Origin of the sequence: Microbacterium sp. SZ1 (genome assembly GCF_002362255.1) — a bacterium.
Lineage (GTDB): Bacteria > Actinomycetota > Actinomycetes > Actinomycetales > Microbacteriaceae > Microbacterium.
In genome coordinates, this window is sequence record NZ_LPVV01000012.1 from 66225 (window position 1) to 80835 (window position 14611).

Genomic DNA, 14611 nt, shown 5'->3' on the forward strand with positions numbered 1-14611 from the left:
GATCTGATGGATCACGACACCGCCGCGCGCACCACTCTCATCCGCTCGGCGTCCGATGCCGGTTCGCGGGTCTTCGAGACGATCCTGACGCGCAGCCCCATCAGCCGCATCGACATCGCCCGCCAGACGGGTCTCTCCCAGGCCGCCGTGACCAAGGCCGTCGCACCGCTGGTCGCCGCCGGGCTCGTCGACTCTCCCCCGGCCTCGCATCGCGACGGCACACCTGGGCGCCCGGTGAGCCCCGTGTCGATCGTGGTCGAGTCCATGGTCATGATCGGCGTGAAGGTCAACGTCGACGAGGTCATCGCCGTGGCCACCGACCTGGCCACCACGATCCTCGCGAGCGAGCGTCGCGCGCTCCCGGATGACGACCCGCATACCGTGCTCGACGCCATCGTCGGCGTCGTCGCCGCTCTCGAGAGCCGGCTCGGCGACAGCGTGGCCGCGGTCGCGGGCATCGGCGTCTCCGTCTCGGGCGACGTCGACACCGCGGCCGGCGTGGTGCGGGAGTCGAACATCATGGGGTGGGCCGACGTGCCGTTCGCCGACCTCCTCGCTCAGAGACTGCCGTGGCCCGTCACCCTCGAGAACGACGTGCACGCCCTCACGATCGGCGAGCACTGGTTCGGAGTCGGCCTCGGCACGGCATCCTTCGCCATCGTCACGATCGGTCGCGGCATCGGCAGCGGACTGCACCTGAACGGCGAAGTCGTCAGCGGCGCGTTCGGCGTCGCGGGCGAGATCGGACACCTGCCGCTCGCCGATCCGGCGCTCGTGTGCCCGTGCGGTCGACGCGGCTGCGTCGAGGCGGCTGCGTCGACGCCCGCGATCGAGTCGGCCGTCTCGGCCGCGCTCGGTCGCCCCGTCTCGATCGCCGAGGCCGTCGAGCTCGCCCATGCCGGAGAGCCGGAGGCGGATGCCGCCTTCCGCGAGGCCGCCCGCCTGATCGGCACCGCAATCGCCACGCTCGTGAACCTCACCGGTCCCGAAGTGGTCATCATCGGCGGCGAGGGCGTGTCGAACTTCGACCTTTTCGAGAAGACGCTGCGCGACGCCTTCGAGACGCACGCGTTCGGCGCCGCCGTGCACTGCCGCATCGTCACGCGGCCGCACACCTTCGAGGACTGGGCCCGCGGCGCCGCTGCCGCCGCCATCCAGTCGCTCGTGCGCTGACGCTCCCGCCGATTCGCGCCGGCGGTGCGCCCGGCTTCGCGCGCCCGGCTTCGCACGCCCGACAGCGACTGTCCGCCGTCCACAGCAGGATGCGCGGGACGGATGATCCGTCCCGCGCATCCCCTGAGCGCTCAGAGCGCGTCGTACAGCTTCTGCTGCAGCTCCAGATAGCGGTCGACACCGAGCCCCGAAAGGTCGTCGAGGTACGACTGCCATGCCCCGTCGTCGTCGATGTCGCGCTGGCCGGTCACGAACTCCGCCTGGGCCTGCGTGATGTAGGTCGCGATGTTCGTCTGCAGCTCGGCGATCTCCGCTGAGGTGTCGGGGTCGGGCCACAGCTTGTTGTCGGGGAACAGCAGGTCCTCGTCCGGCGCGTACGGCTCATACAGCTGCGACGCCTCGAGAAGACGACGCTCGTAGCCGTCGGGAGAGTAGATGTCCTCCGGCACGACCTGCGAGTTGCGGTACTCGAGCGAGTCCCAGTACTGCCCCATCGAGCGCCACGCCGCGTTCGACGTCTCGTCGTAGGTCAGCGGCTTGAACGTGGGCTCGAGCTCCGGGTCCAGAGCGACGTCGCCCTCCTCCGCCGGAACCCAGGCCTCGCCCTCGGGTCCCATCGCGCCGAGGCGGTCGCCCTCGTCGGTCACCAGGTAGTCGATGACCTTGATCGCCTTGATGCGCTCCTCCTCGGTCGACTTGTTCGTGAGGGCGAACATGCCGAGCGGGCTGACCTGCGACCGATAGGTGGCGAACTGCGTGCCGTCCGGGCCCTTCACCGGCGCGACGGCGTCGTAGTGCGTGTCGCGGCCGTCTGGCGAGTTCGCCGTGACGATCTCGTACGGGTGCAGAACCGCGGCGGCGCCGAGGATCTCGGCATCCGCGTTGTCGCCGAGGGCGCGTAGCGCCTCGCCGTTCTGCGTGAAGGATGCCGTGTCGACCAGGCCCTCCTCGGCGAGCGAGGCGATGTACTGCAGTCCGGCACGCCAGCCGTCGGAGGTCGCCGAGAGCTCGACCTTGCCACCGTCCATCACCATCGGCGGCGGGCTCGACGGGCTGCCGTACGGCGCGTACGCGAACGCGTTCATGAAGTAGTTGATGACGGGCTCACCCGACGAGGCGCTGAGCGCGATCTCGTCGGCCTTGCCGTTGCCGTTCGGGTCGTCGTTCTTGAAGGCCCGCAGCACCTCGCGGAGCTCTTCCGTGGTCGTCGGCTGCGCGAGTCCGAGCTTGTCGAGCCAGGTGGTGTTCATCCACAGCTTCGAGGGGTAGCTGCAGTGGAAGCACTCGGTGAACTGGGTGATCGCGTAGATGTGACCGTCGGGCGCGGTGACCGACTGCTCCCAGTCGGGCTTCTCCTCGAAGCGCTTCTTGAGGTTCGGCGCGTACTCGTCGATGAGGTCCTCGAGCGGCACGAGCACGCCCTGCTGCCCGTACTTGAGCACCTCGCTGCGCGAGAACGCATCGACCCACGGCACGAGGAAGTACGCGTCGGGGTAGTCGCCGCTCGCGAGCGAGACCTGGCGCTTCTCGCCCGCGACGCTGCCGTCGTAGGTCGTGGTCTGCCAGTCGAAGTCGATGTCGAACTTCTTCTCGAGCAGTTGGGTGAACTCATTGTCCTCGAGCGAGCCGTTGTCGCCCTGCGGGCCGAACGCGACGAGGGCGCCGTCGTCGTCGCTGGGCGACGTGCAGGCGGCGAGCGCCAGCCCCGTCGCGACGACGGTGACGGCGGCGATCGCGCCCCGTGTGATGCGGTGTGTCATTTCCGGAATCTCCTTTGACCGGTTCCAGGTGCGGGTGTGTGTGGTGGGTTCGGGGGGCGGCGTCAGCCCTTGACGGCGCCGATCATGATGCCCTTGCTGAAGTACTTGGCGACGAAGGGATAGGCGACGAGCATCGGGATGGTCGCGATGACGACGGTCGAGTACCGCAGCAGGTCGGCGAGCTCGCGCCGCCGCAGCTGCTCGGCGACGTCACCGCCGCCGCCGGCGTCGTTGAGGATGAGCAGGCCCCGCAGCACGAGCTGGAGCGGCTGCAGGTCGGCGTCGCGCAGGTAGAGCAGGGCGTCGAAGTACGAGTTCCACTGCATGATCGCGTACATGAGGGCGATCACGGCGAGCAGGGGTTTGGCGAGCGGCACGACGATCGTCCAGAGGATGCGGAGTTCCGACGCCCCGTCGAGCTGTGCGGCCTCGTACACCTCGTCGGGGACGGAGGAGCGGAAGTAGACGATCGCGATGATGACCTGCCAGACGCCGATGGCGTTGGGGAGCAGCATCGACCAGCGGGTGTCGAGGAGGCCGAGGGACTGCACGACGAGGTACATCGGGATGACCCCGCCGGTGAAGAGCATCGTGAAGACGACTCCCCCGGTGATCACCTTCCGGCCGAACAGCTGGGCGCGTGAGAGCGGATAAGCGATGGCGACCGTGCCCACCACGCTGATGAGCGTGCCGACGACCGTGTAGAAGACGGAGTTGCCGAAGCCGCGCAGGATGGCCGGATTGCCGAGCGCCTCGGCATAGCCCCGAAAGGTGAACTCGACGGGCCAGAACAGCACCCGACCCGACGACACGGCCTGAGGGCTCGACAGCGAGCTGGCGACGATGTTCAGCAGCGGGAGCAGGACCACCAGCAGGAACACGGACAGCAGGATGTACGCGGCGACCACGAAGACCCGGTCCGCTCTCGTCTCCTTGACCTTGACGCCTCGTGCGAGCGGGTCGCGCTTCGGACGCCGCTTCCTGTTCTCGGCGACGACGATCTCCTCGGTGAGGAGCGCCTCGGTGTTGATCGTGGTCACCACAGTCCGTTCCCCGTCACTCGCTTGGACACCGTGTTCACGACGAGCAGCAGCACGAGGCTGATGACGGCGTTGAAGAGTCCGATCGTCGCCCCGAGACTGAAGTTCGCATTGAGGATGCCCGTCTTGTACACGTACGTCGGGATGATCTCGGAGGTCGACAGGTTGAGCGCGTTCTGCAGGAGGAACGCCTTCTCGAACCCGATCGCCATGATGTTGCCCACTCCGAGGATCAGGATGATGGATGCCGTGGGCAGCAGCGCCGGGATGTCGACGTTCCAGATCTTCTGCAGCCGCGAGGCGCCATCGATCTTCGCCGCTTCGTACAGAGAGGTGTCGACCGAGGCGAGGGCGGCGAGATAGATGACGGCGGAGTATCCGGTCGTCGTCCAGATGTCGGTCGCGACGTAGATATGGCGGAAGAAGTCCGCGTCGGCGAGGAGATCGACCTGACCGGCGCCGAAGAAGCTGAAGGTCCGCCCCAGCAGCCCGACCCGGGGCGAGAGCAGCAGGATCGTCATCGACACCACGACCACCGTGGAGATGAAGTACGGCGCGTAGGTGACCAGCTGCACTGTCCGGCTGAAGAACTTCAGCCGGACCTCGTTCAAGGCGAGGGCGAGGATGATCGGCAGCGGGAAGCTCGCGATCAGCGTGTAGCCGGCGAGGAGGAACGTGTTGCCGACGAGCCGCGGGAAGACCGGGTTGCGGAACAGGTTCGCGAAGTTGTCGAAGCCCACCCAGGGGCTCCCCCACACGCCGTCGATCGGGTTGTAGTTCTTGAAGGCGATGACCGCGTTGGCCATCGGCACGTAGCGGAAGACGATGAACCAGACGATGGGCACGAGGAGCAGCAGGTAGAGCTGCCAGTAGCGGCGCAGGCTGCGGCGGAATCGTGCGCGTCTCGAGGTTCGACGGACGGTCGGCGCGACCGCCGTCGGTGGTGCGTGCTCGGCACTGAGCTTCATGTTCGCCCTCCCGGGGCAGGATTACTTTACGTCGTAATAAAATCACGACCTCCGGCAAATCGCAACGACGATTTTCACATCGACCAATTTCGTCGCCGTGCTTGCGCCCGGTTCGCGGACGTGGTTTATTGACGATGTCAAGTAACTACCGGAGGGTCTCATCCCATGACTTCCCGTGTCGACGCCGTCGTCGCACTCCGCGCCGCAGGCGCCTCCCTCGTCATCCAGCTCGCCGCGCCGATCCCGCGGATCCTCCACTGGGGCGCCGACCTCGGCGAAGTGGATCCGGCGACGGCATCCGCGCTCGAACTGACGGCGGGACCGGCTCAGCTCAACAACTCCCCCGACATCCCGCGCACCTTCTCCGCGCTGCCGACCGAGTTCGAGGGCTGGTCGGGCACGCCCGCCATCACCGGAAACGCTCAGGGACGGGCGACCACCCCGCGTCCCCGTCTGGTCGCCCACGAGATCGAGACGAGCGACCCGATGCGCGGGGGTCGCATCGTCCTCGAGTTCGAGGACGCGGTGACCGGACTGCGCACGACTCTCCGCTACCACCTCGACGAGCACGGCGTCCTCGCGGTCGACACCGCGATCGTGCGAGATGCCGCGCTGAGCCCGCGCATCTCGGACGCCCCGTACACGCTCGACGGCGTCCTCACGCTGCTTCCGCTCCCCGAGCGGGCGGCAGCGATCCTGGACTTCACGGGCAAGTGGTGCCGCGAGCGGTCCCCGCAGCGGATGCCGTTCGCCTTCGGCACCCACCTGCGCTCCGCTCACCGCGGCAAGCCGGGCCACGACTCGCCGTTCCTCCTCGCCGCGGGCACGCCGGGGTTCGGATTCGGGCAGGGCGAGACGTGGGCCGTGCATCTCGCGTGGTCCGGCGAGCAGCGCTACCTCGCCGAGCGACTGACGGAGGGCGCCGGTGCGTTCTCCTCCGTCATCGGCGCGGGCGAGGAGTTGCACTCCGGGGAGGTGATCCTCGAAGACGGCGACCGCTACGATGCGCCGACCGCCCTCTTCCTCTGGTCGGACGCCGGCCTCGACGGGCTCGCCGACCGTTTGCATCGCCGCCTCCGCTCGCGCGCCTCGCACCCGCGCTCTCCTCGGCCCCTCGTGCTCAACACGTGGGAGGCCGTCTACTTCGATCACGATCTCGATCGCCTCACCGCCCTCGTCGAACGAGCGGCCGAGGTCGGCGTCGAGCGGATCGTGCTCGACGACGGCTGGTTCCGGGGGCGCCGAGAGGCGGACGCGGGGCTCGGCGACTGGTACGTCGACGAGGGTGTCTGGCCGCAGGGACTCGGCCCGCTTATCGACCTCGTGCGCGCGCACGGCATGCAGTTCGGGCTGTGGTTCGAACCCGAGATGATCAATCTCGACTCCGACCTGGCCCGTTCCCACCCCGACTGGGTGCTGGGTCCGGCCGAGGGACTCGGCCCGGCATCCCGCTCGCAGTACGTGCTCGACATCGCCCGCCCCGAGGCCTTCGAGTACCTGCTCGAGCGCATCGACACCCTGGTCCGCGAGCACGCGATCGACTACCTGAAGTGGGACCACAACCGCGATCTGCTCGAAGCGGTGAGTCGTGCCGACGACGGCGACCGTCCGAGCGTCCGTCGTCAGACCGTCGCCCTCTACCGCCTGCTGGACGAGCTGCGCCGACGGCATCCGGCCCTCGAGATCGAGACCTGCTCCGGAGGGGGCGGGCGCATCGACCTCGGCATCCTCGACCGGACTGACCGCGTCTGGGCCTCCGACTGCAACGACCCCGTCGAGCGCGGGCGCATCGAGCGCTGGACGCGCCTGCTCGTGCCGCCGGAGCTGCTCGGCTCGCACCTCGGTGCCGCGCGGTCCCACACGACCGCGCGGACCACCGACCTCGCGTTCCGACTCACCACGGCGCTCACCGCCCACGCGGGCATCGAGCAGGACCTCACCGCCGTCGACGCGACGGAGCTCGCCGTGATCACCCGCTGGGCCGAGATGTATCGGGAGTTCCGCTCGCTGCTGCACACCGGCCGCGTGGTGAACGCCGATCTGACCGACGACGCCACGGCCCTCACCGGGTTCATCGCTCAGGACGGCGCCTCGGCGCTCTACACCTGGAGCAGGTTCGCCACGTCGCCCGCCGGCCAGTCGGGACGGGTGCGTCTGCCCGGCCTCGACGTCGACGCGCACTACGCCGTCCGGATCCGCGAAGACCTCGGCGCCGCCAGCCGCCATCAGGGCGACGACCCGGCCTGGGTCGCCGAGGCCGTGACGCATGCCGTGCGCCTTCCCGGCAGTGTGCTCGCCGGCGCCGGCATCCCCCTGCCGACTCTGAACCCGCAGCAGTCGATGCTGATCGACATCCGTCGCATCGACGGCTGACCTCCGCTTCCCTTCCCCATCCCCGACAGAGCAGTCGACCGAGAGGAACACCATGAAGACCCATCGACCGCGCCGGCGAACGGCCGCGCTCACGGCGGCGCTCGCCGTGACCGCGCTGACCGTCGGCCTCGCGCCCGGCGCCTCCTGGGCAGAGACGACGACACCGTCGCCCGAGCCCACGGAGACCTCGGCGCCCACCGAGACCCCTGACCCGACGGACGCCCCGAGCGCACCGGCGACGACCGCCGATCCCTCGCCGTCGGTCACGCCCACGGAGACGGCGCCCGCCGACCCCTCGGCCGGTAGGTCGGCCGGTCAGTCCGCACCCCGGTCGGACACCGGGGTCACCGCGCTCTCGGCATCCGGGCCCTACATGGGCTGGAGCAGCTACAGCATGCAGGTCTACGAGGGCGGCCAGTGGATCACGGCCGACCAGATCATGGCGCAGTCCGACGCCATGCATGACAAGCTGCAAAAGTTCGGCTACGAGTACATCAACATCGACGCCGGATGGAACGGCGGGCAGGACGAGTACGGCCGTCCGATCCCCAGCGCGACGCTCTACCCCGACGGCCTGGACGCGGTGATCGACCACGTCCACGACAACGGGCAGAAGGTGGGCCTGTACCTGATCCCCGGCATGAGCCTCGAGACGGCGCAGAAGGCCCTCCCGATCTACAACGCCCCCGGCTGCACGACCGAGAACCTGCTTAAGCAGCCCCTCCAGCAGGGCGACTACTGGGGCTTCGGCTACCGCCTCGATTTCGACAACCCGTGCACCACGAAGTACATCGACTCGATCGCCGACCTGCTCGGCGAATGGGGCGTCGACTTCATCAAGTTCGACAGCGTGACACCGGGCTCCGGAGTGAGCGACCTGTCGATGGACGCCCGCGAAGAGGTCGCGGCGTGGTCGCAGGCGCTCGCGCGCAACGACATCTGGTTCGAGCTCTCGTGGGCCGTCGACATCGACTACGCCGACTACTGGAAGCAGTACGCCGACGGTTGGCGCGTCGACTGGGACGTCGAATGCTACTGCGGCGACGAGGCGCTGACCACGTGGGAGAACGTGGCGCGGCTCTTCCCGCGGCTGTCCGACTGGTGGCGGCACGGCGGGCCCGCCGGCTGGAACGACCTCGACTCGCTCAACGTGGGCAACGGGAAGATGGACGGGCTGACCAAGGACGAGCGACGTACGGCGGCCACGCTGTGGGCCACCGCGGCCGCGCCGTTCTACCTCGGGAACGATCTGACGAACCTCGACGAATACGGCCTCGAACTGGTGACGAACCCCGAGGTCATCGCCGTCAACCAGGCCGGCGTGCCAGCGCGTCCCGTCTCCACCGCGACGAAGCACCAGGTCTGGTACGCGCTGAACCCGGACGGCACGTACACCGTGGCGCTCTACAACCTCGGACGAGCGGATGCCGACATCACCGTCGACTTCGCCGACATCGGCCTCGACGGTTCGGCGAAGGTCCGCGACCTGTGGTCGAAGAAGAACCTCGGCACCGCCGACGGCAGCTTCACTGCCGAGAGCGTGCCGATCCACGGTACCCGACTGCTCAAGGTCACCCCGGCCAAGCAGTCGGTGCTGACGGTCAACGACGACGCGCTGCGGGTGGCGTACGCGGGCGACTGGACGCGCAACGGCGGGGCCGAGGTGCCGGCGACCTCCCAGCCGTTCACGGTCGCCGTGACCGACACTCCGGGCGCCGGAACCCCGAACCCGCCCGCGACCGGGGTCACGGTGACGCTCAACGACGACGATTCGCGCATCGCCTACAGCGGATCGTGGGGCGACAGCAACAACCGCGGTCTGGGCGACCACGGCGACGACGTGCACTACGCCGAGGCGAACGGCGCCGCGTTCCAGTACACGTTCCAGGGCACCGGCATCCAGTACGTCACCGAGAAGCACGAGTCGCAGGGCGACGTCGAGGTGTACCTCGACGGGCAGCTCGTCGACACCGTGAGCACGTATCTGGATCCGGCCGACGGCCGGCTGTCGCAGCAGGTCGTATACAGCGTTTCCGACCTGCCGAGCGGCAGCCACACGCTGCGCGTCGTGAAGAAGTCCGGTTCGTTCATGCTCCTCGACAAGCTCGTCGTCACGCTCGACAGCCAGCTCAGCACGACGTCGGGCGCCTTCAACAAGGCGGCACCGGCCGACGTCTCGGTCGATCTGCTGCGCGACCCGAGCGCTCTGAGCTCGATCAGCGTCGGCGGCGCGGCGCTCGAGCGCGACGTCGACTACACGGTCAGCGGGAGCACGGTGACGCTCGCATCGGCGTACCTCGCCACGCTCCCGGTCGGGGACGCCGTGCTCGACTTCGCCTTCGCAGGCGACCACCTCGACGACGTGCACTCCACGACGACCGACGGCGACCGGGTGTCCTTCACCTTCCGCGGGACGGCGGTGTCGTGGATCGCGCCGAAGGGTCCGGATCAGGGCAGGGTCGATGTGTACCTCGACGGCTCCAAGGTCGAGACGGTCGACACGCACAGCGCCACGCGTCTCACGACGCAGGAGCTGTTCTCCGCGTCGGGGCTGAAGGACAAGGAGCACGTCATCGAGATCGTGAAGACCTCTGGTGAGGTGCTGCGGACCGACGTCTTCGCCTACACGGTGAAGAAGGTCGGCTGATCGGACGGGGGCGGATCGCCATCGGTGGATCCGCCCCTGTCTCCGGTCCCCTGGATGTCCGACCCCCGGAATGTCCGACCCCCAAAATGTCCGACCCCCGGGGCACACTCTGGTCATGGAGATCACACTCACGCAACCGGCGGGGCTCGTCGTCAGCCCCGCTTTCAGTCATGTCGCGGTCGTGCCGGCCGGCGCGACCACGATCTACGTCGGCGGTCAGAACGGTGTCGACGAGACCGGCGCCGTCGTATCCGACGACGCGGGAGAACAGGCCCTCCGCGCCGTCGAGAATGCCCGAACGGCACTCGTCTCGCAGGGCGCCTCGCTCGACGACGTGATCAGCTGGACGATCTACATCCGTCAGGATGCCGATCTGCGTGCCGCCTACGGAGCCGTGGCCGCGACGCTCGCGCGCGACGGGGCGCCGCCACTCGTCAGCGCGGCTCTCGTAGCGGGGCTCGCCGTCCCCGGCGCGGTCATCGAGGTGAGCGCGATCGCCGCCGTGATGCGCGCGTGACGCGAGTCCGTCGTCGACGTGGCGGGATCCTCAGATGCGACCGCGGACGGGCGTGCGCTCGACGCCGTCTCCGCCTGCCGGCATCGCCATCTCCGCGCGGACGCCGAGCAGACGCACCTCGCGGTCGGCATCCAGTGAGGCGCCCAGCTCCAGGGCAGCGTCGATGACGTCCTGCCGCCGCGTGGTGGGCTCCGCCAGTTTGCGGCCGAGAGTCTTCGTCTCGAACGGCGCGTAACGGACTTTCAGGTGCACCCTGATCACGGGGCGGCCCTCGGCTGCGCAGTCGTCGAAGGCCTGGCCTGCGAGTTCGGCGAGCGCGGCCTCGACCTCGGCCGCCGTCGTGAGGTTCTGCTGGAACGTGGTCTCCCGGCTGTGGCTGCGCGCCACCCACGGCGTGTCGTCGACCACGGCCGGTCCGATCCCGGAGCCGAGTCCGTGGTACCAGACGCCCATCCGCGGTCCGAACTCGGCCACGAGCTCGGACTCGTCGGCGTCCGCGAGCTCGCGCACCGTGTCGATACCGCGGGCGGCGAGACGCTTCTGCACCTTGGGTCCGACACCCCACAGCTCGCGGGTCCCGCGCTCCCCCATCACGGCGAACCAGTTCGCCTCTGTGAGGCGGAAGACACCGCGCGGCTTGCCGAACTCCGTGGCGATCTTGGCCCGCACCTTGTTGTCGCCGATGCCGACCGAGCAGTGCAGCCCCGTGGCCTCGAGGACAGCCGCCTGTGCGGCCCCCGCGACCTGTTCGGGGTCGTCCGTCGCCACGCCGAGGAAGCACTCGTCCCAGCCGATGACCTCCAGGACGACACCCGGCAGCCCGCGAAGCGTCTCCATCACCTGCGCCGAGGCCGATTCGTACGCCTCGTGATCGACCGGTAAGAACACCGCATCGTCCGGCGCCTTGCGAGCGGCGATCTTCAAGGGCATCCCCGATCCGATTCCGAAGGCGCGCGCCTCGTACGACGCGGTCGATACGACGGCTCTCTCGGTCGGGTCGCCGCGTCCGCCGACGATCACGGGCACGCCCGCGAGCTCAGGACGCCGCAGCACCTCGACGGCGGCGATGAACTGATCCATGTCCACGTGCAGCACCCAGTCGGCCATGAGACGAGTCTGACCGGACACCGCGGGGATGTCAGCCCCCTTGCGGGCCGGACCGGCGTCAGCCGATCGCGACGGCGATGACCGTCCCTATCACCGCGAGCAGCGGAAGGGTGCCCTGCATGGCCGCCGCGCGGGCCTTGCTGCGGTCCGAGAGCACGAGCACGAGGGCTGCGGCGACCATCATCCCGGTGCCTGCGAAGACGAGCGTGAGGCCGGCGGTCGGCGCACCCACGATCACGAGACCGATGCCGAGCAGTGTCGTCAGGGCGAGGAAGAGGTTGTAGAAGCCCTGGTTGAAGGCGAGCTGCTTCATCGTGACGGCGTCGGCCTCACTGGGCACGCCGAAGATCTTGCGGGTCTCGGGTTCGGTCCACTTCAGCGACTCGAGCGCGAAGATGAAGACGTGGAAGGCGGCGGCAGCGGCTGCCAGGACGAGACCGACGATGAGCATGTCTCGATCGTATCGAGCGGCAGCAGGTCAGACGAGGAAGATCGGCAGCAGTCCGGGGTTGTGCGCGTGCACGAGCACCCCGAAGACGACCGCGTCGAACAGCAGGTGCACCGTGACCACGTAGGCGAGCGAATGCGTGCGCAAGAAGATGAACCCCTGCAGCAGCGCGAACGGGATCGTGAGCACCGGCCCCCAGGCCCGATACCCGAGCTCCCACAGGAATGACACGAAAACGATCGTCTGCAGCACGTTCGCGAGCGCATCGGGGAAGTGTCGACGCAGCAGCGCGAACACGGTGCAGATGAAGAACAGTTCGTCCCAGATGCCGACCGCGCCGACGCCGACGAAGAGCCGGGCGATGAGGTCGGGAGTGTCGACGACGGGCCAGTTCTGGTAGACCCCGCTCGTGATGAAGTAGAAGGGCAGGATCAGCCAGCCGAGCAGGAGCACGGCCACGAGCCAGCCCCACTGCAGCCGGCCCCAGCGCCTGCCCGAGCGCCAGGGGAAGCTGATCGCGCGATCGCGGAACACGAAGCGCGACACGAGGTACGGCACGGCCACTGCTCCACCCAGGGCAAGTGTGAATCGCAGCATCGCGAGGTTGTCGAGCTCGGCGGCGAGCGGGATGACGCTGACGATCAGCATCCCGAGAGCGATGAGCGAGAGGTCGCGGGTGAGTGACGGCTCGCGGCGCACTCCGATGACGCGGGCGGACTCTCGACGCGACCCCACACTGACGGCTTGAGCCGGCACGCGGGGCCGGTTCCGTTCGACCAGCCACGCCGAGAGGATGCCGAGGGCAAGGAGGATCCAGCCGAGCCACGGCGTCTCGAGCACGAAGAACGCGGGCGCGGCGAGGCAGACGAGCACCGCGGGGGCGATGCCCGGCCACACGGTCGTCGCGCCGCGCGTCACGCTCACGCGCGGGGCTTCCGGCGGTACACGAGGTCGCGGATGTCGCGGCCCTTCGCGATCCCCTTGCGCTCGAAGGCGGTCATGACGCGACCCTCGAAGCGCTCGGCCCACTCCCCCTCGAACGCGCGCTCGAAGTCGGCCTCGGCGTCGAGGACCTCTCGCATCTGCAGGGCGTAGTCTTCCCAATCGGTGGCGAGTCGCAGCAGACCGCCGTCGCGCAGAGCGCGCGCGGCCGTCGCCCCGAAACCGGGTCGGATGAGGCGGCGCTTGGTGTGCTTCTTCTTGTGCCAGGGGTCGGAGAAGAATACCCAGACCTCGGCGGCGGCCCCTTCCGGGAGGTACGACGCGAGGACCTCGGGAGCGTTGGCCTCGATCACACGCAGGTTCCTGGCGCCCTCGCGATCGGCGTCGAGCATCGTGCGCGCGAGACCGGCGCGGAACACCTCGACCGCGAGGAAGTCGTCTTCCGGACGGGAGGCGGCGGCCGCGACGATCGCGTGCCCCTGTCCGGAGCCGATCTCGACGTACAGGTCGGCGTCGCGCCCGTACTCCTCGGCGGGGTCGAGTCGCGCTTCGGGGTGCACGGAGGTCCAGGCTACGTCGCGGCGGACGTCGAGCAGGTAGTGCGGACCGAGCTCCTCGAACGCGCGCTCCTGCGCATCGGACATCCGGCCGCTGCGGCGCACGAAGGACACCGGTTCGTCACGGAAGGTGCGGGGTTCGGGCATGTCTCCAGGGTAGTCGGCGGCTTCCGGCGCGCCCGACCGTGGTCAGCCCGCCGGTGCCGTGACGAAGTCGATGAGCTCCTCCACGCGTCCGAGCAGCGCGGGCTCGAGGTCGCGGTAGGTGTGCACCTTCGACAGGATGTGCTGCCACGCCCGCGCGGTGTCGGCCTGGGTCTCGTGCGGCCACCCGAAGGCTCGGCAGACGCCCGTCTTCCAGTCGGTGCCGCGCGGGATCTCCGGCCAGGCCCTGATTCCCAGCGCCCGCGGCGTGACGCACTGCCACACGTCGACGAACGGGTGGCCGACGATCTTCACATGCCGTCCGTGTGGACCGCGAGCGACGGCATCCGCGATGCGCGACTCCTTGGATCCGGGAACGAGATGATCGACGAGCACGCCGTAGCGTCGGGTGGCGCTCGGCGGCTCCTCCGCGAGCAGCTCGCCGAGGAGGTCGACGCCCTGCAGGTACTCGACCACGACACCCTCGACCCGCAGGTCGGCGCCCCACACCTTCTCGACGAGCTCCGCGTCGTGTCGACCCTCGACGAGGATGCGGCTCGGAAGGGCGATCCGCGCCCGCTGGTCGGCGACCGCGAAGGACCCGGATGCCGTGCGCTTGGCGCCCTGCAGCTTCGCCGCAGGCGGCGTCAGCCGCACGGCCGCGCCGTCGATGAGGAATCCGCCGCCGAGCGGGAAGAGGCGTCTGCGCCCGACACGGTCCTCGAGCTCGACGTTGCCCGCCTGCACGCGCGTGACCGCGCCGACATAGCCGTCTGAGGCGACCTCGACGACGAGGTCGATCTCTGCGGCGACGTCCGGAACGGGCTTCTTGCCCCGCTCTCTCCACCCCGCCGCGAGCACGTCGGATCCGTACCTGTCGTCCATGCCTTCCAGCGTATGTGTCTCCGCTGACGGCGAACGCCCATCCGCTCCCG

The 14611-nt window shown here is 69.0% G+C and carries 12 protein-coding genes; 4 read left to right on the plus strand and 8 right to left on the minus strand.

Going from position 1 to position 14611, the window contains the following annotated elements; genetic code table 11:
• Positions 1-6: 6 nt before the first annotated feature.
• A complete protein-coding gene (locus tag AUC47_RS08035) occupies positions 7-1173 on the plus strand; it encodes an ROK family transcriptional regulator (protein WP_096714695.1) in 1167 nt (388 codons plus the stop codon).
• 131 nt (positions 1174-1304) lie between these two features.
• Here the strand turns inward: AUC47_RS08035 and AUC47_RS08040 are convergent, their stop codons facing one another.
• The 3 genes from AUC47_RS08040 to AUC47_RS08050 form a co-directional block, all read right to left on the minus strand.
• Positions 1305-2933 carry an extracellular solute-binding protein gene (locus AUC47_RS08040; protein WP_096714696.1) on the minus strand — a complete coding sequence of 543 codons (1629 nt, stop codon included), beginning with the start codon at positions 2931-2933 and terminating at the stop codon, positions 1305-1307.
• Positions 2934-2995: 62 nt separating this feature from the next.
• Positions 2996-3976, minus strand: coding sequence for a carbohydrate ABC transporter permease (locus AUC47_RS08045; RefSeq protein ID WP_218838216.1), 981 nt, complete (start codon positions 3974-3976; stop codon positions 2996-2998).
• Entirely contained in the window at positions 3970-4941 is a 972-nt protein-coding gene (locus tag AUC47_RS08050; RefSeq protein ID WP_179297563.1) for an ABC transporter permease, read from the minus strand. The genes AUC47_RS08045 and AUC47_RS08050 overlap by 7 nt, the downstream gene beginning before the upstream one ends.
• 165 nt (positions 4942-5106) lie before the next feature.
• Here AUC47_RS08050 and AUC47_RS08055 point away from each other — a divergent pair, with 165 nt between their 5' ends.
• The 3 genes from AUC47_RS08055 to AUC47_RS08065 all read left to right on the plus strand — a co-directional run bounded on the left by AUC47_RS08055 (position 5107) and on the right by AUC47_RS08065 (position 10478).
• Positions 5107-7314, plus strand: a complete 2208-nt coding sequence (locus AUC47_RS08055) for an alpha-galactosidase (RefSeq protein WP_096714697.1) — start codon at positions 5107-5109, stop codon at positions 7312-7314.
• Positions 7315-7366: 52 nt separating this feature from the next.
• Positions 7367-9961, plus strand: coding sequence for a X2-like carbohydrate binding domain-containing protein (locus AUC47_RS08060; RefSeq protein ID WP_096714698.1), 2595 nt, complete (start codon positions 7367-7369; stop codon positions 9959-9961).
• A 115-nt stretch (positions 9962-10076) separates the two neighbouring features.
• Positions 10077-10478 carry a RidA family protein gene (locus tag AUC47_RS08065; RefSeq protein ID WP_096714699.1) on the plus strand — a complete coding sequence of 134 codons (402 nt, stop codon included), beginning with the start codon at positions 10077-10079 and terminating at the stop codon, positions 10476-10478.
• 30 nt (positions 10479-10508) lie between these two features.
• Here the strand turns inward: AUC47_RS08065 and AUC47_RS08070 are convergent, their stop codons facing one another.
• From AUC47_RS08070 to AUC47_RS08090, 5 genes are read right to left on the minus strand one after another with little or no spacing between them, the layout of a single operon-like run.
• Entirely contained in the window at positions 10509-11585 is a 1077-nt protein-coding gene (locus AUC47_RS08070; RefSeq protein ID WP_179297564.1) for a DNA polymerase IV, read from the minus strand.
• A gap of 58 nt (positions 11586-11643) precedes the next feature.
• Positions 11644-12036 (minus strand): DUF1304 domain-containing protein, encoded by a 393-nt coding sequence (locus AUC47_RS08075; RefSeq protein WP_096714700.1) that lies wholly within the window; start codon positions 12034-12036, stop codon positions 11644-11646.
• A gap of 27 nt (positions 12037-12063) precedes the next feature.
• The gene (locus AUC47_RS08080) at positions 12064-12951 is read right to left on the minus strand and encodes a CPBP family intramembrane glutamic endopeptidase (RefSeq protein ID WP_373557856.1); all 888 of its coding nucleotides are present in this window, start codon (positions 12949-12951) and stop codon (positions 12064-12066) included.
• 2 nt (positions 12952-12953) lie between these two features.
• Positions 12954-13679 (minus strand): tRNA (guanosine(46)-N7)-methyltransferase TrmB, encoded by a 726-nt coding sequence (trmB, locus tag AUC47_RS08085; protein ID WP_096714702.1) that lies wholly within the window; start codon positions 13677-13679, stop codon positions 12954-12956.
• Positions 13680-13721: 42 nt separating this feature from the next.
• Positions 13722-14561 carry a DUF3097 domain-containing protein gene (locus AUC47_RS08090; protein ID WP_096714703.1) on the minus strand — a complete coding sequence of 280 codons (840 nt, stop codon included), beginning with the start codon at positions 14559-14561 and terminating at the stop codon, positions 13722-13724.
• Positions 14562-14611 lie beyond the last annotated feature (50 nt).